The 22,970-nt window shown below is 70.4% G+C and carries 14 protein-coding genes; 13 read left to right on the forward strand and 1 reads right to left on the reverse strand.

Annotation, left to right across the window (positions count from 1 at the left end):
- Positions 1-90: 90 nt before the first annotated feature.
- The 9 genes from ACIA8K_RS00640 to map all read left to right on the forward strand — a co-directional run bounded on the left by ACIA8K_RS00640 (position 91) and on the right by map (position 10,335).
- Complete coding sequence (locus ACIA8K_RS00640) at positions 91-750, forward strand: response regulator transcription factor (protein WP_396053439.1); 660 nt, start codon at positions 91-93, stop codon at positions 748-750.
- The gene (locus ACIA8K_RS00645) at positions 747-1,853 is read left to right on the forward strand and encodes a sensor histidine kinase (RefSeq protein ID WP_396053441.1); all 1,107 of its coding nucleotides are present in this window, start codon (positions 747-749) and stop codon (positions 1,851-1,853) included. Before ACIA8K_RS00640 ends, ACIA8K_RS00645 begins: the two co-directional genes overlap by 4 nt.
- Before the next feature lie 47 nt (positions 1,854-1,900).
- Positions 1,901-2,767 (forward strand): hypothetical protein, encoded by an 867-nt coding sequence (locus ACIA8K_RS00650; protein WP_396053443.1) that lies wholly within the window; start codon positions 1,901-1,903, stop codon positions 2,765-2,767.
- Positions 2,768-2,769: 2 nt separating this feature from the next.
- On the forward strand, positions 2,770-4,041 hold the full coding sequence (locus ACIA8K_RS00655; protein WP_396053444.1) for a hypothetical protein: 1,272 nt from the start codon (positions 2,770-2,772) through the stop codon (positions 4,039-4,041).
- Positions 4,038-4,724 (forward strand): ABC transporter ATP-binding protein, encoded by a 687-nt coding sequence (locus ACIA8K_RS00660; RefSeq protein WP_396053446.1) that lies wholly within the window; start codon positions 4,038-4,040, stop codon positions 4,722-4,724. Before ACIA8K_RS00655 ends, ACIA8K_RS00660 begins: the two co-directional genes overlap by 4 nt.
- A complete protein-coding gene (locus ACIA8K_RS00665; protein ID WP_396053448.1) occupies positions 4,721-5,935 on the forward strand; it encodes an ABC transporter permease in 1,215 nt (404 codons plus the stop codon). Before ACIA8K_RS00660 ends, ACIA8K_RS00665 begins: the two co-directional genes overlap by 4 nt.
- Positions 5,936-6,231: 296 nt before the next feature.
- Complete coding sequence (locus tag ACIA8K_RS00670; RefSeq protein WP_396053450.1) at positions 6,232-7,332, forward strand: carbohydrate-binding protein; 1,101 nt, start codon at positions 6,232-6,234, stop codon at positions 7,330-7,332.
- 94 nt (positions 7,333-7,426) lie between these two features.
- Positions 7,427-9,460, forward strand: a complete 2,034-nt coding sequence (locus ACIA8K_RS00675; RefSeq protein ID WP_396053452.1) for an ATP-binding protein — start codon at positions 7,427-7,429, stop codon at positions 9,458-9,460.
- A 98-nt stretch (positions 9,461-9,558) separates the two neighbouring features.
- On the forward strand, positions 9,559-10,335 hold the full coding sequence (map, locus tag ACIA8K_RS00680) for a type I methionyl aminopeptidase (protein ID WP_396053454.1): 777 nt from the start codon (positions 9,559-9,561) through the stop codon (positions 10,333-10,335).
- A 96-nt stretch (positions 10,336-10,431) separates the two neighbouring features.
- Here the strand turns inward: map and pulA are convergent, their stop codons facing one another.
- On the reverse strand, positions 10,432-15,915 hold the full coding sequence (gene pulA / locus ACIA8K_RS00685) for a pullulanase-type alpha-1,6-glucosidase (RefSeq protein ID WP_396053456.1): 5,484 nt from the start codon (positions 15,913-15,915) through the stop codon (positions 10,432-10,434).
- A 209-nt stretch (positions 15,916-16,124) separates the two neighbouring features.
- On the opposite strand from pulA, the gene ACIA8K_RS00690 reads away from it, so the two are divergent.
- The 4 genes from ACIA8K_RS00690 (at position 16,125) to ACIA8K_RS00705 (ending at position 21,281) form a co-directional block, all read left to right on the forward strand.
- The gene (locus tag ACIA8K_RS00690) at positions 16,125-16,475 is read left to right on the forward strand and encodes a hypothetical protein (RefSeq protein ID WP_396053458.1); all 351 of its coding nucleotides are present in this window, start codon (positions 16,125-16,127) and stop codon (positions 16,473-16,475) included.
- Positions 16,475-17,842 (forward strand): glutathionylspermidine synthase family protein, encoded by a 1,368-nt coding sequence (locus ACIA8K_RS00695; RefSeq protein WP_396053459.1) that lies wholly within the window; start codon positions 16,475-16,477, stop codon positions 17,840-17,842. Before ACIA8K_RS00690 ends, ACIA8K_RS00695 begins: the two co-directional genes overlap by 1 nt.
- Positions 17,843-17,893: 51 nt before the next feature.
- A complete protein-coding gene (locus ACIA8K_RS00700; RefSeq protein ID WP_396053461.1) occupies positions 17,894-18,283 on the forward strand; it encodes a hypothetical protein in 390 nt (129 codons plus the stop codon).
- A 223-nt stretch (positions 18,284-18,506) separates the two neighbouring features.
- The gene (locus ACIA8K_RS00705; protein ID WP_396053463.1) at positions 18,507-21,281 is read left to right on the forward strand and encodes an aconitate hydratase; all 2,775 of its coding nucleotides are present in this window, start codon (positions 18,507-18,509) and stop codon (positions 21,279-21,281) included.
- Positions 21,282-22,970 lie beyond the last annotated feature (1,689 nt).

Consider the following 22,970-nt stretch of genomic DNA (forward strand, 5'->3'; position numbering starts at 1 on the left):
AGACCGCGCTCATCAGTCGTACCAGGCGGCGGTGCTTATCGAACTTTTATGCCGGTGCTGCCATAGTCATCAGCCGGGGGTGGCGCTGGCATGCGGGTACTGATCGCCGATGACGAACGGATCCTGGCGGACACGACCGCCGACGGCCTGCGAGACTTCGCGATGGCCGTCGACGTCGTCTACGACGGTGACGCGGCGCTTGAACGAATCACGGTCAACCGGTACGACGTGGCGATCCTCGACCGGGACATGCCGGGCCTGACCGGTGACGAGCTGTGCCAGCACGTCGTGGACGCCGGCATCGACACCCGGTTGCTGCTGCTGACCGCCGCGGCCGGGATCCGGGACCGGGTCGAGGGGCTCGGTCTGGGCGCCGACGACTACCTGACGAAGCCGTTCGCGTTCGCCGAGCTGGTGGCCCGGGTGCAGGCGCTCGGCAGGCGGGCGAACCAGGCGCAGAAACCGGTGCTGGAACGGGACGGGATCGTGCTCGACGTCCCGCGGCACACCGTGTCCCGCGACGGGCTGCCGCTGCGGCTCTCACCGAAGGAGTTCGCGGTGCTGCGGATCCTGCTGCGCGCGGACGGCGCCCTGGTCAGCGCGGAGGATCTGCTGGAACAGGCCTGGGACGAGCATGCGGACCCGTTCACCAACAGCGTGCGGGTCACAGTGATGACGTTGCGCAAGAAGCTCGGCGCCCCAACGGTTATCCACACCGTGCCGCGGGTGGGCTACCGGCTCGGCCGATGAGGCTGCACTCGCCGTTCCAGCGGGCCGTCCTGATCTGCGTGGTGCTGATGGCCGGCGCCTTCCTGTCCCGGGAGATCGCCGTCGTCCCGGGCCGCTGGCTTCTGTTCCTGGGCGTCCGGGTCTGCACGAGTACAGACGACTCCCTCTCGACGGGCAGGTTCTGCGCTGCCGCCACGGATGATGACGTCACGTCCGCCGTGATGCTTGTGCTGATCCTGGCCGGCATGGCCGCGGCGGCCATGGTGGGGATGCGCTGGGCGATCGGGCAGCCGATCCGCGATCTGGCGGCGCAGATCCGGAGCCTGGGTCCGCAGAACTTCTCCTACCGGGTGCACAGCGGCTCGCGCCGGGGTGCGATTGCGGACCTGGCCGACGCGGTCAACGCCATGATCAGCAGGGTCGCGGTCGGTTACGAGTCGCAGCGCCGGTTCGCGGCGGACGCGTCACACGAGCTGCGCACCCCGCTCGCGGTGCAGCGCACGTTGATCGAGGTCGGCCTGGCCCGCAATCCGAGCCCGGAGCGGTTGCGGGTCCTCACCGAGCAGCTCCTCGAGACGAACGAGCGGAACGTGCGGCTCATCGAGGCACTTCTGGTGCTCAGTGAGACCGACCGGGGCCTCGCGTCCCGGAGCGAACTCCGGCTGGACAGCATTGTGGCCTCGGTGCTCACCGAGCATCGGCACGGTGCCGCGCAGGCCCGGGTGGCCATCAATGCACAGCTCGCGCCCCGGGTGGTGATCGGTGAAAGGGTGCTGCTGGAACGCCTGGTGACGAATCTGGTGCAGAACGCGATCAAGTACAACCGGCCGGGTGGGACGATCACCGTCGTGGTGGGCAACGAACCCGCACTGACGGTCGAGAACACCGGCGAGGACATACCACCTGAGGCGGTAGCCGGGCTGTTCGAGCCGTTCCGGCGGCTCAACGGGGCCCGCATCGACCACAGCGGCGGCGTCGGCCTCGGGCTGACAATCGTCCGGTCGATCGTGCAGGCACACGACGGGAGCATCACCGGGACGTCCTCGGGCAGCGACGGGTTGCGCGTCGAGGTCGTCCTGCCGCAGGCGGGGCCGGGCCAGCGCGCGACGGTAAAGAAAGCGTAAGGACAACGCTTACGTCGCCCGACCACGGGCTGTCCGATAGTTCCCCCATGCGACGTACCTTGATCTCCATCGCCGTTACCGTCACCGGTCTGACCCTGCTGGCCGGCTGCGGCGGCACCGACGCGGACGCCGACACCGGCACCGCCTCGTCCACCGGGCAGCCCGCGGCCGGCGGACTGTCCGACGAGGCGACCAAACGGCAGGCCGTCCAGAAGCTGATCGCCGACTGCATGAAGGAGAAGGGTTTCCAGTATGAGATCTCGCCGCCGGTGGAGATGAACTCCCGCTCGGCCGAGTTCACCGGCCCGGCGAGCGTGCTCAAGACGGACGAGGAAATGCGTGCGTACCGGCAGAAGTACGGGTTCGGGATCTACAGCGAGCAGGTCTTCCCGGACGACCCGATGGTCAAGCAGCCGGACTTCAACCCGGAGGACAACCCGAACAACAAGATCCGGGAGGCGCTGGACCCGGCCCGGCAGGAGGCGTGGGACGCGGCGTTCAGCTCCGACGGCAAGAACGGCCGTAACGAGCCGGGCTGTGCCGACACCGCCAACGAGCAGGTGTTCGGCACGAACGAGGCCGACCCGGAGAAGCAGGCCGAGAAGGACCGCGAGTACGAGAAGTTCCGCACCGACCCGGCCGTGGTGAAGGCCGCCCACGAGTACGGCGACTGCCTGCGCGGCAAGGGCTACAAGGTGGCGTCGACCGAGCCCGGCATGATCGAGAACGCCGTCTATGACGTGATCAACGAGCCGCGGTTCAACGGTGAGCAGGTCAGCGCCGCCGAGGCGAAGAAGCGGCTTGCCGAGGAGATCACGGCGTCGCTTGCCGACCTGGACTGCCGCGGCGAGTACGCGACAATCGCCCGCACCCAGTACGGCGCGGTCGTCGCCACCGGCGGCGGGGTGGGCTGACCGTGCGACTCCGTCTCCCCAGCCGGCGGCCGGCCCGAGTGGTGGCGCTGACCACCACCGTCGCGCTTGCCGCCGGCGCCGCCGGGTGGCTGGTCGCCACCCAGGTGAAGTCACCGGCCGACGCCGCGGCCGACCGCACGCCACCGGCCGCCTCGCTGATCACCGTGCCGGTCGAGAAGCGCATCCTCACCTCCACCGTGACCACGCGGGGCTCGATCACCTACGGCAAGGAACAACCGATCTCCCTGACCGGTACGGTCGCCGCCGGCAACGGGGAGGCCGGGCCGCAGCTGGTCACCAAGACCACCGCGGCCGGCCGGACACTTCGCGAGGGCGACGTCCTCCTGGAGGTCAACGGCCGGCCGGTGTTCGTCCTCAAGGGCGCGGTGCCGATGTACCGCACGCTTGTGCGCGGTGCGGAGGGAGACGACGTACGGCAGTTGCGCGCCGCGCTGGTCCGGCTCATCCCGGCCCGCCGGGTCGCGGCCTCCGGTCCGCTCGACGAGAACGTGCTCGCCGCTGTCAGCGACTTCTACACCGCGCACGGGTACGCGGCCGTGGCCCCCACCACCGAGCAGCGCGCGCAACTGCGGCTGCTCGAACGGGCCGTCGCCGACGCGAAGGAGGCCGGTGGCCAGGCCCTCACCGACGCCCAGGCCGACCTCGCCGAGTTCCGGCGCACGTACGGGATCAGCGTCCCCAGTGGCGAGATCCTGTTCCTGCCGGAGCTGCCGATCCAGCTGACCACTGTCACCGCGAAGGCGGGCGCCGCACCGGCCGGGCCGATCGGCACCGTCGCCGACCCCGGTCTGGTGGTGAACGCGACGGTGTCCACCGAGGACGCCGAGCTTCTCAAGCCGGGGATGGCCGCGACCCTGCACGACTCCACAGGTGGCACGCTCACCGCGAAGGTCGCCGGGCTGGGTGCGGAGTTCGCGACCGAGACCCCTGAGGAGGGTGCGGAACCGGCCGCCCCGGGCGTGCCGCTCCAGCTCAAACCGGACGACGCCAAGGCTGCCACCGCGCTCGCCGGGCAGTCGGTGCAGGTGCGGATCACCGTGGGCGACAGCGGCGGGGAAGTGCTCGCCGTGCCCGTCGCGGCGGTCTTCACCGCCGCGGACGGGCAGTCCCGGGTAACAGTCCAGACCGAGACCGGCCAGACCCGTGACGTGCCTGTGGAACCGGGACTGACCGCGGACGGCAACGTCGAGGTGCGGGTACGCGACGGGGCCGCACTTGCCGAGGGCGACCGTGTGGTGGTCAGCGGCTCATGACGTACGTCCTCGAACTGGCCGGCGTCAGCCGGATCTTCCCCACCCAACCGCCGGTGACCGCGCTGGCCGGCATCGATCTGCGCGTGCCCCGCGGCGACTATGTCGGCATCGTCGGCCCGTCCGGATCCGGCAAGTCGACGCTGCTCAACGTGCTGGGACTGCTCGACGTGCCGAACGCCGGCCGCTACCTGCTGGAAGGCGTCGAGACCACCACCATGAGCGACCGGCAGCGTACCGAGGTGCGCGGCTCCCGCATCGGCTTCGTCTTCCAGTCCTTCCACCTGTTGATGTACCGGACCGTGCTGGAGAACGTCATGCTCGGCGGCCTCTACACGGGCGTACCGGCCGCCGCCCGTCGCCGGCAGGCGGTCACCGCGCTCGACCGGGTCGGGATGGGGCACCGGCAGGACTTCCTGCCCAGCCGGCTCTCCGGCGGGGAACGCCAGCGCGCCGCCATCGCCCGCGCCCTGCTCGGCGACCCGGCGCTGTTGCTCTGCGACGAGCCCACCGGCAACCTCGACAGCGCCAACACCGCCGCGGTGCTTGACCTCTTCGACGAACTCCGGGCCGGCGGCGCGACGCTGCTGGTCATCACGCACGACCTGGCGGTGGCCGCCCGCGCCGGCCGGCAGGTGCGCATCTCCGACGGCCGGCTCACGCTGCTCGACGAGGCCCGCCGATGAGCCGGCTCAGCTGGCGGGACCTGATCAGTGAGGCGATCAGCGGCATCGGCTCCCGTCCGGCCCGCACCGCGCTCACCATCGCGGGCATCGTGGTGGGGATCGGCACCCTGGTCACCACGCTCGGCGTCTCCGCCACCGCGGGCAACCAGATCGCCGGCCGGTTCGACGCGGCCACCGCCACCGAGATCACCGTGCACGTGCCGCGGTCAAGCGATCCCGACGCGCCACCGGCCGTGCGCTGGTCCGCGGCCGACGACGTGGCCCGGCTCAACGGTGTCACAGCGGTAGCCGCCTACTCCCGCACCCAGGAGGGCAAGGATCTGCCGGTACGCGCCAACGCCGTCAAGGACCCCACCCGGCTGCTGGACCGGCTGCTGCCCGTCGTCGGGGCCACACCCACGCTGCTCGACGCCGCCCGGGCCGGCATGTCCGAGGGCCGCTTCTTCGACGCCGGTCACGTGGAGCGCCGGGACCGGGTCGCCGTGCTCGGTGGTGAGGCCGCCGCGCAACTGGGCCTGACCCGCATCGACAATCAGCCCGCCGTGCTTGTCGACGGGGTGCCGTACACCGTGATCGGCATTCTCGGCGCGGTCGACCGCACGGATCAGCGGGTCCTGACCAACGCGGTGATCATGCCGTGGACCGCCGCCGACGACGGTCTCCGTCTGGGACCGGTGGCCACCGTGGCGATCACCACGGTGCTCGGTGGCGCGCCCCTGATCGCCGAACAGGCGCCGCTCGCGCTCGCCCCCAACGACCCGGCCGGCCTCCGGGTCGACGCGCCACCCGACCCGGCCACGCTGCGCACCGGGGTGACCCAGGACGTCAGCGGCCTGCTCCTGATCCTCGGCCTGGTGTCGCTGATCGTCGGCGCGCTGGGCATCGCGAACGTCACTCTGGTGACGGTCATGGAGCGGACGGCCGAGATCGGTCTGCGCCGGGCCCTCGGCGCCCGGCGTCACCACATCGCCGCGCAGTTCCTGTTCGAATCCATGGTGATCGGACTGCTCGGCGGCATCATCGGTGCCAGCACCGGCATCCTCGCCGTCGTCGCCATCAGCGTGGCCCGCCAGTGGACTCCTGTCGTCGACGGCGCCCTCGCCGCCGCGTCTCCCCTGGTCGGCGCCGTGGTCGGCCTCCTCGCCGGTCTCTATCCGGCGATCCGTGCCGCCCGCATGCAGCCGGTCGACGCACTCCGCGGGCCGGGGTGAGATGCGCAGGCCGGGGTGGGATGCGCGGGCCGAGGTGAGATCGGCCCGCGCCGGTCGCCATGCTGAAAGACACCACGGACATCGTGTCGCGCCGGGCCACGGCGGAAGAACATTGAAACGACGCGGCCGACGCAGAACCGGCCGGGCACAGTACGATCAGCGGCGCCGCGGGACAAGGGAGAATCCAAGCGATGCCGAGTCGCGATTCCGGCCGGGACAACGGGCCTGTAATACCTGGTGACGGCCCCACGCTTGGGCCGGACGCCGGCCGTGTCGACCACGAGGCCACGATCGTCATGCCTCTGGTCACGCCACGGACGCGCCCGGCCGCAGAGCACCCACCGCAGCAGCAGGCCGAGGAGCAGGCCACCCAGGCCCTCCCCACGGTTCCGCCGCGTGAGGCGGCACGAACCGTGGTGCCCGCGCCACGGGTGGCCGGCGACGACACGGTCATCCTCCCGGCGTTCCGCGGTCAGACCACCACGCAGTCCCGCGAGCACCCGCCGACGAACCTGCACAGGCAGGACCCGCCGAAGCCGCGGGAGGAGCCGGGCGCGGCTCCGGCCGTACCCCCGGATGATGGTGAAAAGCCGTCTCGCCGGGGACCGTCCCGCACGATGATCGGCGTCGGGATCGCGGTCGTCCTGGTGCTCGCGGCGGCCTGGCTCCTGGTCAGCCTGCCCAACACGCCGGGCAGCGCGGACTGGGCCGGCGAGTCCGGCCGTAACTGGCCGCCGGACGCGCCGGGCGGCACCACGAGCGCGGAGCTCACGCCAAGCGCACCGCCGCCGAGCGCACCGTTCGTGTCGCCGGCGCCGGGGCAGGTCGCCGGCAACGGTCTGCTTCCGGGTGTGCCGCCGAGTCCGGCCAGGGCCGGTTCGGCTGCGGTGCCGCCGGTCGCCGGCACGACCGGCGCCACTGGTGCACCGGGGGCCGGCGTGCCGAGCAGCACGCCGACCGGCGCCTCGCCGACGACGAGTCCGCTGCTCGGTGGCGACACCGGCTCCGGGCAGATCGAGGCGGAGGCGTTCGCCTGGCAGTGGGGGGTGGCGTCGGCGGCGCTCGACGGCGCGTCCGGCGGGCAGGCGGTGTCCGGGATCGCGAACGGGGACTGGCTGCGGTTCGACAACGTGAACCTGGGCACGGGGGCGGCGAAGACGCTCAAGGTCCGGATCGCGAACGGGTCCGGGACGAGCGGGCGGATCGAGGTCCGGTACGACACCCCGTGGACGTCGCCGGCCGCGACCGTGTCGGTGGACAACACCGGCGGCTGGTCGCAGTGGCGGACGCGCAGCGTGTCGTGCAGCACCGCGGCCGGCCCCCGCACGGTCTATGTGTCGTTCGTCAGCCGCGGTTCCGGCGACTTCGTATACCTCGACTGGATCTCGTTTTCCTAAGACATCGAAGAACCCGCCAAACCCTCATAAACGCCCCGCAGCGGCCGATGGGACACCGCAGACCTAAATCAAGCGGATCGGACCGGGCGGCGGCATGGCAGCGCGCGAGGCGAGGAGCAGGCACGGCACCGGCACCCGGCGGCGGGATGCCGGGCCGGGTGAGGGACGGTCGGCCGGTCGGCAGCTGACGTTCTACTTCACGGTGCTTGTGGTGCTGCTCGCGCTGACCGCGCTGGCCCGGGCGGTGACGATGGAGTACGCGACCCGGCAGATGACCGAGGTGGCGCACCGCTGGTCCCCGGCCGGCGTGACGAACGCGAAGGTGCTGCAGTCACTGACCGACGTGCAGGCCGGCATCCGTGGTTTTCAGCTGACCGGGAACCGGGAGTTCCTGGATACGTACTCGTCCGGGACTGCCGGTTTTCTCTCCGCGGTGGACGAGTTGCGCGCTCTGGACACGATCGACCCCGATCTGGGCCTGCTGCTGGATCGGCAGGAGACGCTCGGCAAGAGCTGGTGGCAGCGGTTCGCGGAGCCGGTCTCGCAGGGCCGGGAGGTCAGTGCGACCGAGGCCACTGCCGCGTTCGGGGAGGTCCGGGCCCTGAACGCGCAGGCCACCGCCCGGATCGACACGAACATGGCCGCGTCCACGGCCGCGGCGAGTGACCTGATCCGGCTGGTGAATGCGGTCTCCGCGCTTGTGACGCTTGTGGCGCTTGCCGTGACGCTGTATCTGGCGTACCGCGCGGTCGGTGACATCATCCGCCCGCTGCGCCGGCTCGCCACCACGCTGCGGCGACTGGAACAGGGTGAGTACGGCGAGCGCGCGCCGGTCTTCGGCCCCGCCGAGGTGCAGAACGCGGCGAACGGCGTGAACGCGCTCGCGGCGGAGAATCAGCGGCTGCGGATCCGCCAGGAGCACGAGGGTCACATGCGCGAGGTGGCCCGTACGATCGGCGTGGCGGTCCGCGCGCATCTGGACATCGACACAGTGCTGCAGGAACTTGTCGACAAGCTCGGCCCGATCATCGGCGCGGACCGGGTGTACGTCCAGCTCGACGGCCTGCCCGGCACCATGCGCCTGAAGCAGTGGCACGCGCCCGGCCTGGTACCGCTGCCGCCGAGCCTGCTCACCCAGGCGCCGGGCCGGATCGACGCGGCGATCTCGGAGCAGGACCCGCAGGCGCCGCCCGGCATCCACTACCGCCAGGGCCGGATCCTGATGGAGATCGGCAACGCGGACAGCGCGGCCGGCACGGTCACGATGGCGTTCCCGCGCGAGTACGAGGTTCCGGACGGCGAGTTGGGCCTGCTGGCGCTGATCCGGGAGGACATCGACCGCGCACTGCACCACTCGGGCGTCTACGCGGAGCAGAGCCGGCTGCTCGCCGAGGTGAAGGCGCTTGACGAGCACAAGGAGCGCTTCCTGACCGACGTCACGCGCGAGATCCGCAACCCGCTGAGCAGCATCCAGGGCTATCTGGAGCTGATCGGCGATGCCCCGTCGCCGCTCCCGGCCGGGCAGCAGAAGATGATCGGCGTCATCGACCGCAACGCGCACCGCCTGCGCGCGCTTGTCGACGACATGGTGACGCTGTCGTCGATCCGGCCGCGCCTGGCCAAGGCGAAGAACAAGCCGGTCCCGATCGCGGACGTGGTCAACGCGGTCGCGGACGAGTTCCGCCCGCGCTTCGAGTCTCAGGACGTGACGTTCACAGTGGACTGCCGCACGGCAGATGCCGAGGTCGGTGGCGACGCGGAGTTGCTTGCGCACGCGTTGCGCAACCTGCTCGACAACGCGGCCAAGTTCACCTCGAAGTCCGGGACGGCCACGCTCCGCTGCACGATCCCGCCGCGGAAGGTGGGCGACGCCGGCATTTCGGTGCTCACGGTGAGCGACACCGGGATCGGCATTCCGCCGGAGGAGGTCGACCGGGTCTTCGGCGAGTTCTACCGCGCGTCGAACGCGGTCCGCGCGGCGGTCGAGGGCCCCGGGCTGGGCTTGAGCCTGGTCAAGGAGATCGTGCAGGCGCACTCCGGCCGCATCAAGATCACGTCCGAGCTGGGCCGGGGCACACAGATCATGGCCGAGTTGCCGTTGCTCCGCGCGGTGCCGACAACCGGATAACCATGATCATCACGGGTACGGCCGGGCGCCGCCACCCAATAATAATACCGGTATAATATGGCCGGGATAGTTATTGGTGTGTGCACGGAAGGCGCTTCATGATCGAGATCCTGAGCCCCACCCAGCTGCCGCGAGCGAGGGCGGTCGGCGCGCTTGTCGCCGACATCCTGCGGTCGATGAAGAGCCGCAGCGCGGTCGGCACGAACCTCCTGGACATCGATGCGTGGACGCACAAGATGATCACCGACGCCGGGGCGGAGTCGTGCTACGTCGACTATGCGCCCTCGTTCGGGCGCGGGCCGTTCGGCCACTTCATCTGCACCTCGGTCAATGACGCGGTGCTGCACGGGCTCCCGCACGACTACGCGCTCGCGGACGGTGACCTGCTGACCCTCGACCTGGCCGTCTCGCTTGACGGTGTGGTCGCGGACTCCGCGATCAGCTTCATCGTGGGCGCGAAGCAGGACCCGGCCGACCTGGCGATGATCGACGCGACCGAGCGCGCGCTCGCCGCCGGGATCGCCGCGGCCGGCCCGGGCGCGCGCATCGGCGACCTCTCGCACGCGATCGGCACGGTCCTCAGCGCGGCCGGCTACTCGATCAGCACCCAGTTCGGCGGTCACGGCGTCGGGTCGACAATGCATCAGGACCCGCACATCTCCAACACCGGCCGTCCCGGCCGCGGCTACACGCTGCGCCCCGGGCTGCTGCTGGCGCTTGAGCCCTGGATCATGGCGGACACCGACGAACTGATCACGGACGAGGACGGCTGGACGCTTCGCAGCGCGACCGGCAGCCGCACCGCCCACAGCGAGCACACCATCGCCATCACCGAGGACGGCGCCGAGATCCTGACGCTTCCGACACGGCCGTGAGCGAAGCGGGTCCGGACGATCGGCCGGACCCGCGCACCGCCAGGACTGCACGTGCACCGTCGGACTGCACGGCACCGTCAGGACTGCACGGCACCGTCAGGACTGCACGAACACCGCCACGCTCCGCGCCGGGACCGTGAACGTGCCTGTCGACGACTCGAACGACGCCGCGCGCAACGCCTCGTCAGCCGACTCCCGCAGCACCGGATGCAGCGCGACAGACGTCCCGGCCAGCGACGGCACGGTCTGGTCGACCGCCTCCGGGGTCGCGTTGAACACCACAGTGATCGACGTCCACTGCGGGTCCTCCCCCGTCAGCAGCATGGTGATCACCCCGGGCGTCTCGGACGGCCCGGAGAGCGGGAACGACAGGTGCTGCTGCACCGCGTCGGCCGTGCCGAGCGAGAAGAGCGGTGACGACCGCTTGATCTGCAGCAGCTCCCGGTACCGCGCATCGGCCAGGTTGATCGCGTCGCAGCCGGGCACAAGCGCCGGATCCGCGAGCAGCGGCCGCGCGTAGACCCACTTGTCCGCGTTGTCCGCTACCGGTGGGAGCCCGCGCCCGAATCCGTTGCCCGCCGTGCAGTCCCACGAGATCTGGTTGAACCAGTCCCCGGAGTTGAACGAGTTACGGTCAAGCGACTTCGACCGCAGCCGCTCCGACCCGGCGGTGACGAACCCGGCGCCCTGCCCGAGCACGACCGTCGACAGGCCGAGCGTCTGCATCCTGGCCCGGTCGGCCGCCAACGTCGACTGCGGCAGCTTGTAGGCGAGCGCGTCGTAGAGGATCTCGTTGTCGTGGGCGTCCACATAGGTCACCACGTCGGCGGGCGACGCGGTGTAGCCGGTCGGCGAGCCGTTGTAGTCGACCTCCGCCCCGGTCACCGAGCGGCCGGCGGACGACGACACGAACCGGTACCCCGCCAGGTTTCCGGTCAGGCCCACCTTGATCCGGTCCTGCTGAAGCAGCAACGACGCCCGCTGATCCTCGGGCGAGCCGTTCACCTCGTCCCCGTTCGGATCGGTGAAAAGGCCGGACGCGAAGCCCTGCACGCGCGGATTCGCGTCGAAGGGCCCGCCGCCGCGCACCGCGTCGCGCATCCTGTCGTTGAACGTGCCGACCCCGGTCCCGGCCATGTTCGCCTGCGTCGCCTGCACGAACCGCGCGTCGCCGGCCACCTCGCCGAAGTTCCACCCCTCGCCGTACAGGTAGATGCCCTTGCCGTCGACGCCGTCCTTCTCGACCGTCAGAGCGTCGAGCGCCGCCCGTACCGCCAGGATGTTGGCCTTGGGGTGGTGGCCCATCAGGTCGAACCGGAAACCGTCCACCTTGTACTCGCGGGCCCAGGTCACGAGCGAGTCGACGACGAGCTTGCCCATCATCGTGTTCTCCGGCGCGGTGTTGGAGCAGCAGGTCGAGTTCGCCACGGTCCCGTCGGCGAGCAGCCGGTGGTAGTAGCCGGGCACGATCTGGTCGAGCACCGAGTGTTTGTCGACGCCGTTCGCGGCCGTGTGGTTGTAGACCACGTCCATCACCACGCGCAGCCCGTCCCGGTTGAGCGCGGACACCATCGACCTGAACTCGCCGGTCCGTGCCGCCCCCTCCGGCTGCACGGCATAGCCGCCCTCCGGCACCGTGTAGTGCAGCGGGTCGTAGCCCCAGTTGTAGCCGTCCGTCGCCGCGACCTCGGCCACGCAGGCCTGCTGCCGGTCCGAGTCCGGCGGGAACGACGCGAGGTCGCAGGGAGGCTGCGCCTGGTCCGCACGCCGCTCCGGGATGGTGGCGAAATCAAAGGCCGGCAGCAGGTGTACGTGGGTGACGCCGGCCGCCGCCAGCTCCCGCAGATGGGTCGCGCCCGCGGAGGACGGCGAGTCGAAGGCGAGATAGGTACCGCGCGCCGAGGAGGGCACGGCCGGGTCCGCGATGCTGAAATCCCGTACCGACAATTCCTGGATCTGGATCTTCGAGGCGGGCACCGCGGGCGGCTTCTCCGACGCGAGCCGCTCCCACCCCTGGGGTGCGAGCGCCGGGTCACGCAGGTCGGCCAGCTGGCTGTGGGTGGAGTCCGCGGCCAGCGCGAGCGAGTACGGATCGGTCACGGACGCGGTCACCACGCGCTGCACGGCGGGCTGCCACGCGGTCACCTCGAACCTGTAGTACTTCCCGGCCCACGACCGGCCGGGGGTCGCGGACCACACGCCTGTCGCATCGTCGCGCCGCATCGCGGTCGTGAACGTCGGCACCCCGGTCGGGGTGGAGTAGAGCTGAAGCCGCACGGTACGCGCGGTCGGCGCCCACACCGAGACGGACGGCGTGCCGCCGGCGAAGACCGGCCCGAGTGTCGCCGAGGCCGCCTTCGCGTAGACGTCGTCGAGCACGCCCGCGATCTGCACGGCCGTGGCCGCCAGCAGCCGGCCGGTGTGGTCCCGCTCGGTGACGAGCACCTGGCCGCGCAGCACGTCTGTGACTGCGACGCCGGACGGCAGGTCGAGCGCGCCGTAGGCCCACAGGTGCGGGAGGCGCTGCCGCTGCTGCTCGGTGAGCCCGTTCGGCCGGGCCTTCAGCGCCGCGCTCGAGAACGCGCCGGTCAGGTCACCGTTCGCCACGCCGATGCCACCGGCCGGCGACCAGACCAGCGCGTACGCCTTACCGTCGGACGGGTCGCCCTCGCCGTAGGTGGGCGTTGCCAGCCGCGCCCAGGCGACCGTGGACCTGTCGATCCACTGCGCCTCGGACTTCGTGATGTCCACGTCCGCGTTCACAGTCGTCGTGCTCCCCGGCAAGAGTCGGCCCGGCACGCCGGCCTGCACCCACACCTCCCGGCCGTCCGTGGCGAAGTCGAGCCGCTGATCGTTCGGGAGATCCTTTATGTCGCTATTATGAATTATGTAGTTGAGGCCCGCAGCAGCATCGGCAAGCGGCACCTCGAACACCGCACCGAAGGCGTCCTGCCGGGCCGGCCGCAACGGCGCATCCCACGTGGTCGGCGTCGCCGCGCCGTCCCAGACGTGCAGCCCCCAGCCGTCGTAGTCGGCGGACGGCCGTCGATAGTGGATGATCGCGGTGTCCGGATCCTGTGGCGGTGCGGGCTCGCCGGTCGCGGCCTCACGCGTCGGATAGAGCGTGCCGTCTCCCTGCTTCACCCACACCTCACCCGTCGCGGTCACGTCCACGGTCCGGTCCACGGCCGGGTCCTTCACCCCGGCGGGGTCCACGACCAGGAAGCCGACGCTCTGCGCGCCCGGCTTGAGCTTCACCCACGCGAATCGGCCGTAGTCGTCCTCGCCCGCGAACGGCTGCCCGTCAGGCCACGGCTTCTCTGACGCCGGGTCGACGTCGCCCCAGGTGTAGAGCTTCCAGTCGTCGTAGTCGCCGGCCGGGCGCTGATAGTGGACGACCAGCCAGTCCCGGCTCGCGCCCTGCGGCGGAGTCTCGACGGCGGCGGTCGCGGTGGCGGAGGCGGTTCGCCCCTTGCTGTCTCGCACCACTGCCTTGTATGCGATTGACGCACCCGCGGGCAACCCCTGCGGGTCGAAAGCGACACGGTACGGCGCCCGGTTCGCGGTCCCGAGCAGCTCCCACCGCCCGCCCGGCCGCTTCGCCGCGACAGTGACCGTCGCGGCCGGATCGCCGCCGGCGACCGTGGCCTCCACGGCCTTGTCCGTCGCGGTGAGCGTGACGCCGGGTCTCGCCGAGGGCCCCGGAACCGCCTTCGCGGCACGCCAGGCCACCGCCGACATCGCCGGCACCGTGATCGTGACCCGCCGGTCGGCGCCCGAGGAGACGGCCGCCCCGCCCCCGTAGATCGGCGCGAACCGCGTCGACGGCGAGAACGTGTCGACGGTGACCGTCTGCGCCGTCGCCGCGTTGTTCACCGCGACCAGGTGCTCCACCCGCTCGTCCGCGAGCAGCCGGGACGCCGCGAACACGCCCGCACCGGCCGCCGCGTACCTGGTGGTCTGCGTGCCGTCCGCGAGCGCCGGATACCGCTCCCGGAGCGCGCCGAGCGACGCGATGGTCCGGTAGATCGGGTGCCGCGTGTCGTAGTTGTCGCCCGCGTGCGTGGACGCGGTCCCGATCAGGTCGTCGTCGAGGTAGTCAGCGGTCCGGCTTGCGAACATGTCCTGCCGCGCGTCCTTGTCGCCGCCCGGCCCGGTGAAGCCCTGCTCGTCGCCGGAGTAGACCACCGGCTGCCCGCGGGTGAGGAACATCAGCTCGTGCGCGAGCTGCGCGGCCCGCAGACGCGCGGCCTCGTCCGGCACCGCGGCGGAGATGAACGACCCGATCCGCCCCATGTCGTGGTTGCCGAGGAACGTCGGCAGCCGCCCCGCGTTCGTGTCCCGCACGGTGTAGAGGTCGTCGGCCGCGTAGACGTCCGCGAGCCCGGCGGCCGTCCCGGTCCCGGTCACGAAGCCCTGCGCCGCGGCCTGGAACGGGAAGTCGAGCGTGGCCGGCAGCCCGCCGCGCCGCACGTAGGACGAGGTGAGCGCCGGATCCGCGCTGTAGACCTCGCCGAACGTGAAGAAGTCGTCGCCGCCCGCCGCACGCATGCCCGCGGCGAACCGGGGCCAGAAGTCCATGTTCACGTGCTTGACCGTGTCCATCCGGTAGCCGTCGATGCCGACGTCCCGGATCCAGTCCGCGTAGATGTCGGTGAGCCCGTCGACCACCTCCGGCCGCTCGGTCCACAGATCGTCAAGGCCGAAGAAGTCGCCGTACTCGCTGTTCTCCCCGGCGAACGTGGAATCGCCCCGGTTGTGGTACATCGCCGGGTCGTTCAGCCAGGCCGGCACCTTGACTGTGGCGTCGGACGGTTTCCGGAACACCGGCGTGTACGGGCCCGCGTCCTTGGTGACCCGCGGGAACGGCCGGCTGCCGTCCGCGTAGTTGCGGTCCTCGAACGGGTTCCCGGCCGCGTCGACGTACGGCGACGCGGCCTTCGGCACGTAGCCGTACTCGTTCTCCGCGTAGGAGATCACGTCCGCCGTGTGGTTGGCGATGATGTCGAGGTAGATCTTCATGCCGCGCCCGTGTGCGGCCCTGACCAGCCTCTTCAGATCGTCGTTCGTGCCGAAGTGCGGGTCCAGCCGGGTGAAGTCCGTGATCCAGTAGCCGTGGTATCCAGCGCTGACGTTCTCGCCGGAGCCCTGCACCGGCTGGTTCTTGAAGACCGGCGCCAGCCAGATCGCCGTGGTGCCGAGACCCTCGATGTAGTCCAGCCGGTCGAGCACGCCCCGCACGTCGCCGCCGTGGTAGAAGCCCTTGTCCGCCGGGTCGTACCCGGTGCTCAGCCGGTCCCCGCCCAGCCCGCCGCGGTCGTTGCCCCGGTCGCCGTTCGCGAACCGGTCCGGCAGCACGAAGTAGAACTGCTCCGCCTCCCGGTCATGGTCTGCGGCCGCACCCTGGGCGGCCAGCACGCTGTTGGACGGTTCGGTGGTCCAGGTGACACCACCGGTGACGGTCTGCAAGGGCGGCGCCGCCGGCCCGTGCGAGGCCGTGACCGCACCGAGCGGCAGCACGACCGCCACGGCCAAGGCCGTGACCAGCTTTTTAAAGATCATGAGGGGGTACGGATCCATCGACGGCCTTCCTTGCTATCGGTGTGGCCGCACGCTAACCCTTGCTGAAAGCCGATGCAAGACTTTGCAGATGATCCGCAATTAGTCGGCAATTCTTGCGCAAGCCCATAGTCTGACGCTGACGGAGTTGCCGGCAGATGTCACGATCGGGTGAACCCCAGCCCAGGAGTCACTGCATGCCCCGCAGCGCTACGACGCGGCGAATCTCTTTGACAGCCGCTTTTCTCGGCCTCGCCGCCGGTGGCACCGCCGCCTGCGACAGCAGCCCCGACGAGGATTTGTCCTACTACTGCACGGACCGCAACAACGTGGTGGTCGACGAGAGCACGTGCGACGGCGCATCCGGAGGTGCCGCCGGCTTCTTCCTGTGGCGCGGCGCAGGCGCGCGCGGCCTGGCCGTCGGGCAGAAGGTGCCGAGCGGTGGGGAGCGCTTCTCCGCGACTGACACGGCGGCGCGCCGGGCTGCCGGACTGCCGGAGACGGGCCGGGTCACCAATGGCACGGTGCGGACCGGCGTGGTCGGCAAGGGCGGGGCGCCGCACGGATCGAGCGGTGGCTGATGCGGCGCGAGAGCGTTCCGGCCCGGCCGGACTGGCAGGCGGAGAACGCCCGGCTCGGCCTGGTCTACAACGACGCCGGCGGCGTCTCCTACTGGCGGGAGGGCGCGCGGTACGCCTTCACCGCCGCGGAGATCGACGAGCTGGAGACCGCGGCCGCGACGCTTCACGAGATGTGCGTGGCGGCCGGCGACCACATCGTCGGCACCTGCCCGCGGCACGACCGCACGGTCCGGGCCCGCCGCTACCTGGACTCGGTCTGCACGCCGCAGGTCTGCCTGCTGTCCCGGTTCGGCATCCCGGAGTTCGCGCACGCCCAGATCATCCGGACCTGGCAGGACGGCTCCCCGGAGACCTGGACGCACGGGGACAAGGACCTCGACGGCACGTACCCGCCGCAGTCGCCGGACTTCTCGCCGAGCGTCTACGGGAGGTTCGACCTGCGATACGAGGGGCGGAGCCCTCAGTCCGCAGGGCCGCCCAAGCTGCTTGAGTTCAACGCGCAGACGCCGACCAGCCTGCTTGAGGCGTCGGTGACACAGTGGCGCTGGCTCGAGCAGACCGGCACCCAGGATCAGTGGAACGGCATGCACGAGGCGCTCGTCGAGGCCTGGCGCCGCAACCTGGCCGAGCTGCGCGCCGCCCGCCCCGGGCTGCCGGAGACGCTTACCGTGCACTTCGCCTACGAGACCGGCGAGACCTCCGGCGAGGACCGGATGAACACCGCCTATCTCCAGGAGACCTGCCGCCAGGCCGGGTACGACACCGAGTTGATCGGCATGTCGCAGATCGGCTGGGACACGCTTGCGGACCGGATGGTCTTCCGTGACCGGCACCTGGACGTGGTGTTCGCGCTCTACCCGTGGGAGTGGATCTGGCACGAGGAGGGCGGCCGGCCGATCTTCCGGGACCTGGCCGACCCGATGAAGCGCGGCACCGTCTGGATCGAGCCGCCGTGGACTGCAGCGCTCTGGGGCAACAAGGGCCTGCTCCCGGTGTTGTGGAAGCTGTTCGGCGACGACCCGGAGCGCGCGAAGTACCTGCTGCCCGCGTACTTCGCGGACGAGAAACCGGACCACCTCACGTCGTACGCGATGAAGCCGTTGTGGGGCCGGGAGGGCGCGTCCACCCGACTCTTCCTGGACGGTGTGCCGATCGAGGACAGCCCCGGGCCGTACGGCGAGGAGGGGTATGTGGTGCAGGCTCTGGCGCCGCTGCCGGCGTTCGAGTCGGCGGACGGCGTGATGCACCCGGTCCTCGGCGTCTGGATGGTCGACGGCGAACCGTCCGGCATGGGAATCCGCGAGTCGGCCTCCCTGATCACGAAGAATGACAGCCATTTCGTGCCGCACGTGATCGACGCGGCGTGATCGGAGTGTCGGCGCGGTTTGTTGACCTCGCTGGCAGGAAACTCTGCAGATGTGAGCGCCACGACTGATCTGGACACGTTGAGTGACTTCTTCGACCGCTATGGCGCCGCGCTTACCGCCGGCGACCTGAGCGGGATCGCCAACTGTTACGCGCTGCCGGGCATGGTGGTCTCCGGCGCCTACAGCTTCACGTTCACCTCGCCGACCGCGGTGGCGCTCAGCTTCCTCGGCGCCGCGCCGTCCTACCTCGAGGCGGAGCTGGTCGCCGCGCACGCGCAGATCCGCGACGTGCAGAGCCTCTCCGCGGGCCTGGCGATGGTCGCCGTCGATTGGGAGTTCCTGGACAGCAGCGGCGGCGCCGTCCCCGGCCAGAGCTTCCGTTACCTGCTCCGGACGACCGCGAACGGCCCGGAGATCTGCACGGTCATCTCGCTGGGCTGACGCCCGCCGCGCCGTACCGGCGACGTCCCTGTATGCTTTAGCAAGACGGACGTACGGTTTGATAGGGAGTAGTTAGCCCGCCCTAACCGACACGAACGGGTAACACATGCGAAAGACTGTTTGAGGACTACTCACGGTCAGCCCGTTTTCCGGGAGCCAGGACGCCGAGCGGCGAGCGGCCCCGGGGCCGAGGGACCGCAGGGACAGCGGGAAGGAGTACGACGTGGCGAGCCTCGACACCTTCGGTGCGAAGAGCGAGCTACGCGTCGGTGACGCGAGCTACGAGATTTTCAAGATCAACAAGGTGGACGGCCACCAGCGCCTGCCGTACAGCCTGAAGATCCTGCTGGAAAACCTGCTCCGCACGGAGGACGGCGCGAACATCACCGCCGACCACATCAACGCGCTGGGGCAGTGGGACCAGAACGCGGACCCGAGCGTGGAGATCCAGTTCACGCCCGCCCGCGTGCTGATGCAGGACTTCACAGGCGTGCCCTGCGTGGTCGACCTGGCCACCATGCGCGAGGCCGTCAAGGACCTGGGCGGCGACCCCACCAAGGTCAACCCGCTGGCCCCGGCCGAGCTGGTCATCGACCACTCGGTCATCGCCGACCTGTTCGGCGGGCCGGACTCGTTCCAGCGCAACGTCGACCTGGAGTACCAGCGCAACCGCGAGCGCTACCAGTTCCTGCGCTGGGGCCAGACCGCGTTCAACGAGTTCAAGGTCGTCCCGCCGGGCACCGGCATCGTGCACCAGGTCAACATCGAATACCTCGCGCGTACGATCATGGAGCGCAACGGCCAGGCGTACCCGGACACGGTCGTCGGCACCGACTCGCACACCACCATGGTCAACGGCCTGGGCGTGCTGGGCTGGGGCGTCGGCGGCATCGAGGCCGAGGCCGCCATGCTCGGCCAGCCGGTCTCCATGCTCATCCCGCGCGTGGTCGGCTTCAAGCTGTTCGGCGAGGCCCCGGCCGGCACCACCGCCACCGACCTGGTGCTGACCATCACCGAGATGCTGCGCAAGCACGGCGTGGTCAGCAAGTTCGTCGAGTTCTACGGCCCCGGCGTCTCCGCGGTGCCGCTGGCGAACCGCGCCACGATCGGCAACATGTCGCCGGAGTACGGCTCGACAGTGGCGATCTTCCCCATCGACGACCAGACGATCGACTACCTGAAGCTGACCGGCCGCACCGAGGCGCAGGTCGCGCTGGTCGAGGCGTACGCGAAGGAGCAGGGCCTCTGGCTCGACCCCGCCGCCGAGCCGGACTACTCGGAGAAGCTCGAGCTGGACCTCTCCACGATCGTCCCGTCGCTTGCCGGCCCGAAGCGCCCGCAGGACCGCGTCCCGCTCAACTCGGCGAAGGCGATGTTCCGCGACGCGCTCGGCAACTACGTGCAGGGCATCGAGGGCCACGCGGACGAGGCAAGCGCCGAGTCCTTCCCGGCCAGCGACCCGCCCGCAAACGGCGTCGAGGACGAGTCCGACAAGCCGCACGTGTACAGCGCGGCCAACGGCGCCACCGGCAGGGTCTCCAAACCGACCCGGGTGGTCGGCGAGGACGGCACCGAGTTCGAGCTGGACCACGGCGCGGTCGTCATCGCCGCCATCACGTCCTGCACCAACACCTCGAACCCGCAGGTGATGATCGGTGCGGCGCTGCTGGCCAAGAAGGCGGTCGAGCGCGGCCTGACCCGCAAGCCGTGGGTCAAGACCACGCTCGCGCCGGGCTCCAAGGTCGTCATGGACTACTACGACCGGGCCGGGCTCACGCCGTACCTGGACAAGATCGGGTTCAACCTGGTCGGCTACGGCTGCACCACCTGCATCGGCAACTCCGGCCCGCTGCCCGAGGCGATCTCCGCCGCGGTCAACGAGGCGGACCTGACGGCGGTCAGCGTGCTCTCCGGCAACCGCAACTTCGAGGGCCGGATCAACCCGGACGTCAAGATGAACTACCTGGCGTCCCCGCCGCTCGTCGTCGCGTACGCGCTCGCCGGCTCGATGGACATCGACATCACCACCGAGCCGCTCGGCATCGGCTCGGACGGCAAGCCTGTGTTCCTCAACGACATCTGGCCGTCCTCGCAGGAGATCGACTCGGTCATCGCGCAGGCCATCGGCGCCGAGGGCTTCTCCGCCGCCTACCAGGACGTCTTCGCCGGCGACGAGCAGTGGCAGTCACTGCCCACGCCGACCGGCAAGACGTTCGAGTGGTCCGACGACTCCACCTACGTGCGCAAGCCCCCGTACTTCGAGGGCATGCAGGCCTCGCCGTCGCCGGTGAACGACATCTCCGGCGCCCGTGTGCTCGCCAAGCTGGGCGACTCGGTCACCACCGACCACATCTCCCCGGCCAGCTCCATCAAGGCCGACTCGCCCGCCGGTAAGTACCTGGCTTCGCATGGAGTCGCACGGCACGAGTTCAACTCGTACGGCTCCCGCCGCGGCAACCACGAGGTCATGATCCGGGGCACGTTCGCGAACATCCGGCTCCGCAACCAGCTGGTGCCGGGCGTCGAAGGCGGCTTCACCGTCAACCACCTGACCGGCGAGCAGACCACGATCTACGACGCCTCGACCGCCTACGCCTCCGCAGGGGTCCCGCTGGTGATCCTGGCCGGCAAGGAGTACGGCTCCGGCTCGTCCCGCGACTGGGCCGCAAAGGGCACCATGCTCCTCGGCGTCCGCGCGGTCATCGCCGAGAGCTACGAGCGCATCCACCGCTCGAACCTGATCGGCATGGGCGTGCTTCCGCTGCAGTTCCCGCAGGGGGAGAACGCGGAGTCGCTCAAGCTCTCCGGCACCGAGACGTTCACCGTCACCGGCGTCACCGAGCTGAACAACGGCACCACCCCCCGTACCGTCAAGGTCACGACGGACACCGGCATCGAGTTCGACGCGGTCGTCCGCATCGACACCCCCGGCGAGGCCGACTACTACCGCCACGGCGGCATCCTGCAGTACGTCCTCCGCAAGATGATCGCCAACTGATCCACCCCGTTCCGCCGAGTGGCGGCCGCCCTCCGGGACGGCCGCCACTCGTTTTTGCGTCTGGGCTTCGGTTGTCGCGATCGGCCTCCGGTTGGACGTGGCGGTCGAAGTTGCGCGTGACGCCACCCGGGTGGCGGTAGTTCGCGCTCGGGCGGGAGCCGCGGCCGGGGCCGCGCCCACGCCCGGAGCCGTCTCCAGGGCCGGAGCCGCGCCCAAGGCCAAGGGCCGCGCCCACGCCCGGAGCCGCGCCCACGCCCGGGGCCGCGCCCAAGGCCAGGGGCCGGAGCTGGAGCCGCGCCCACCGCGGGGACCGGAGCCGGAGCCACACCCACCGCGGGGACCGGAGCCGGAGCCACGCCCACCGCGGGGGACCGGAGCCGGAGCCACGCCCAAGACGAAGGACGCCCAAGGCGGAGGCAAGATCTAGTCCATTTCACACTCTGTGTGAGGTGCAGCCCGCACGCTGCCGACTCTGTTGCCCATTCTCGAGGGCGGCTCAGCTATGGCTGACCAGACCCAACTCTCGCCGAAAATATCGAGAAAGTCCCCCGCTGCCGGCACGTTGCCGCCGTCGTCAATCAACAGCAGCCGATAGATCAACGGCCAGGTGAGCCATGGACACGTCATTCGCGACGAATAGCGTGCACACGCCTCACCTGACGCCCTCCGCCGTTGCCGCTTCTCCGCATTCCGCCCAAACCCTCGCCGCCACCCCGCTTTCGACCTTGAGCCGCGCGCTGCGCGCAGCGCGCAGCGCGCAGCGCGGAAAGGTGACCACCTCACCGCCCCGCTTGCCGGCGCACCGCTCTCGGGAAGCAGATCAGCAGCAGGGCAAGCCGGCCGCATCCTGACAGGCCCCCGCCAGCAAGAGGGGAAAACAAGCAGGCCACGCCTGTATGCCTCACGGCGCCCAGACGGAAGCGCAGCGCCGGCCGACTCGTTCACGGCTAACGGCCCTGACCGCTGTCCACCCTGCGGCCGATGGGCAACAGAGTCACCCCCGCGGGCAGTCCTCGGGCGAGGGCTCCGCCGGCGCTCTGCTCGTCGCTCGGAGCCGGTTCCGCCGTAGCCGCAAAGAAGGAGCTGATGCTGCCGTGGCCGTGGAGAAGGAGCCTGTTCCGCCGTAGCCGCAGAGAACGAGCTAATGCTGCCGTAGTCGCAGAGAACGAGCTGATGCTGCCGTAGCCGCAGAGAAGGAGCCTGTTCCGCCGTAGCCGCGGAGAAACCGTCGCACGTGATTCTCATTGCCTGCCGGGCGGCCTACTGAGGTTTTCCGCGAGCTTGCGAGTCGGGTACTCCGCGCCCGAAATTTCATCACATAGACGCCCCGATGCATGGTGACCTGCTGGCCGCGGCCGCCGGGCTGCGCCGGACACCACCACCGCGCGCCCGCCCGCCACCCGCCGAGAACCGGCCAGTTGTCCGGCGTGCCCGGACGGGCACCGGCCTGCCCCTCCACCGGCTCGTACTCGGAGGAGATCACCGTCGGTGAGCAGCTGGCGATGGCGACTATCTACGGGATCAGTCCGTCGGCCAGGCGCGGCAGTTCCAGCACGTCGCCCGCGGTCGCGGCGCCGCCCGCCCGCTCGTCAAACGCATCACCACCCCACATTTAACAGGCAGCGCCAGGCGCCGCGCGCCCCACGCCACGCCCCACGGGCCCCACGCCACACCCCGCGGGTCCCACGC

The organism is Catenuloplanes sp. NPDC051500, from assembly GCF_044454585.1.
Taxonomy (GTDB): domain Bacteria; phylum Actinomycetota; class Actinomycetes; order Mycobacteriales; family Micromonosporaceae; genus Catenuloplanes.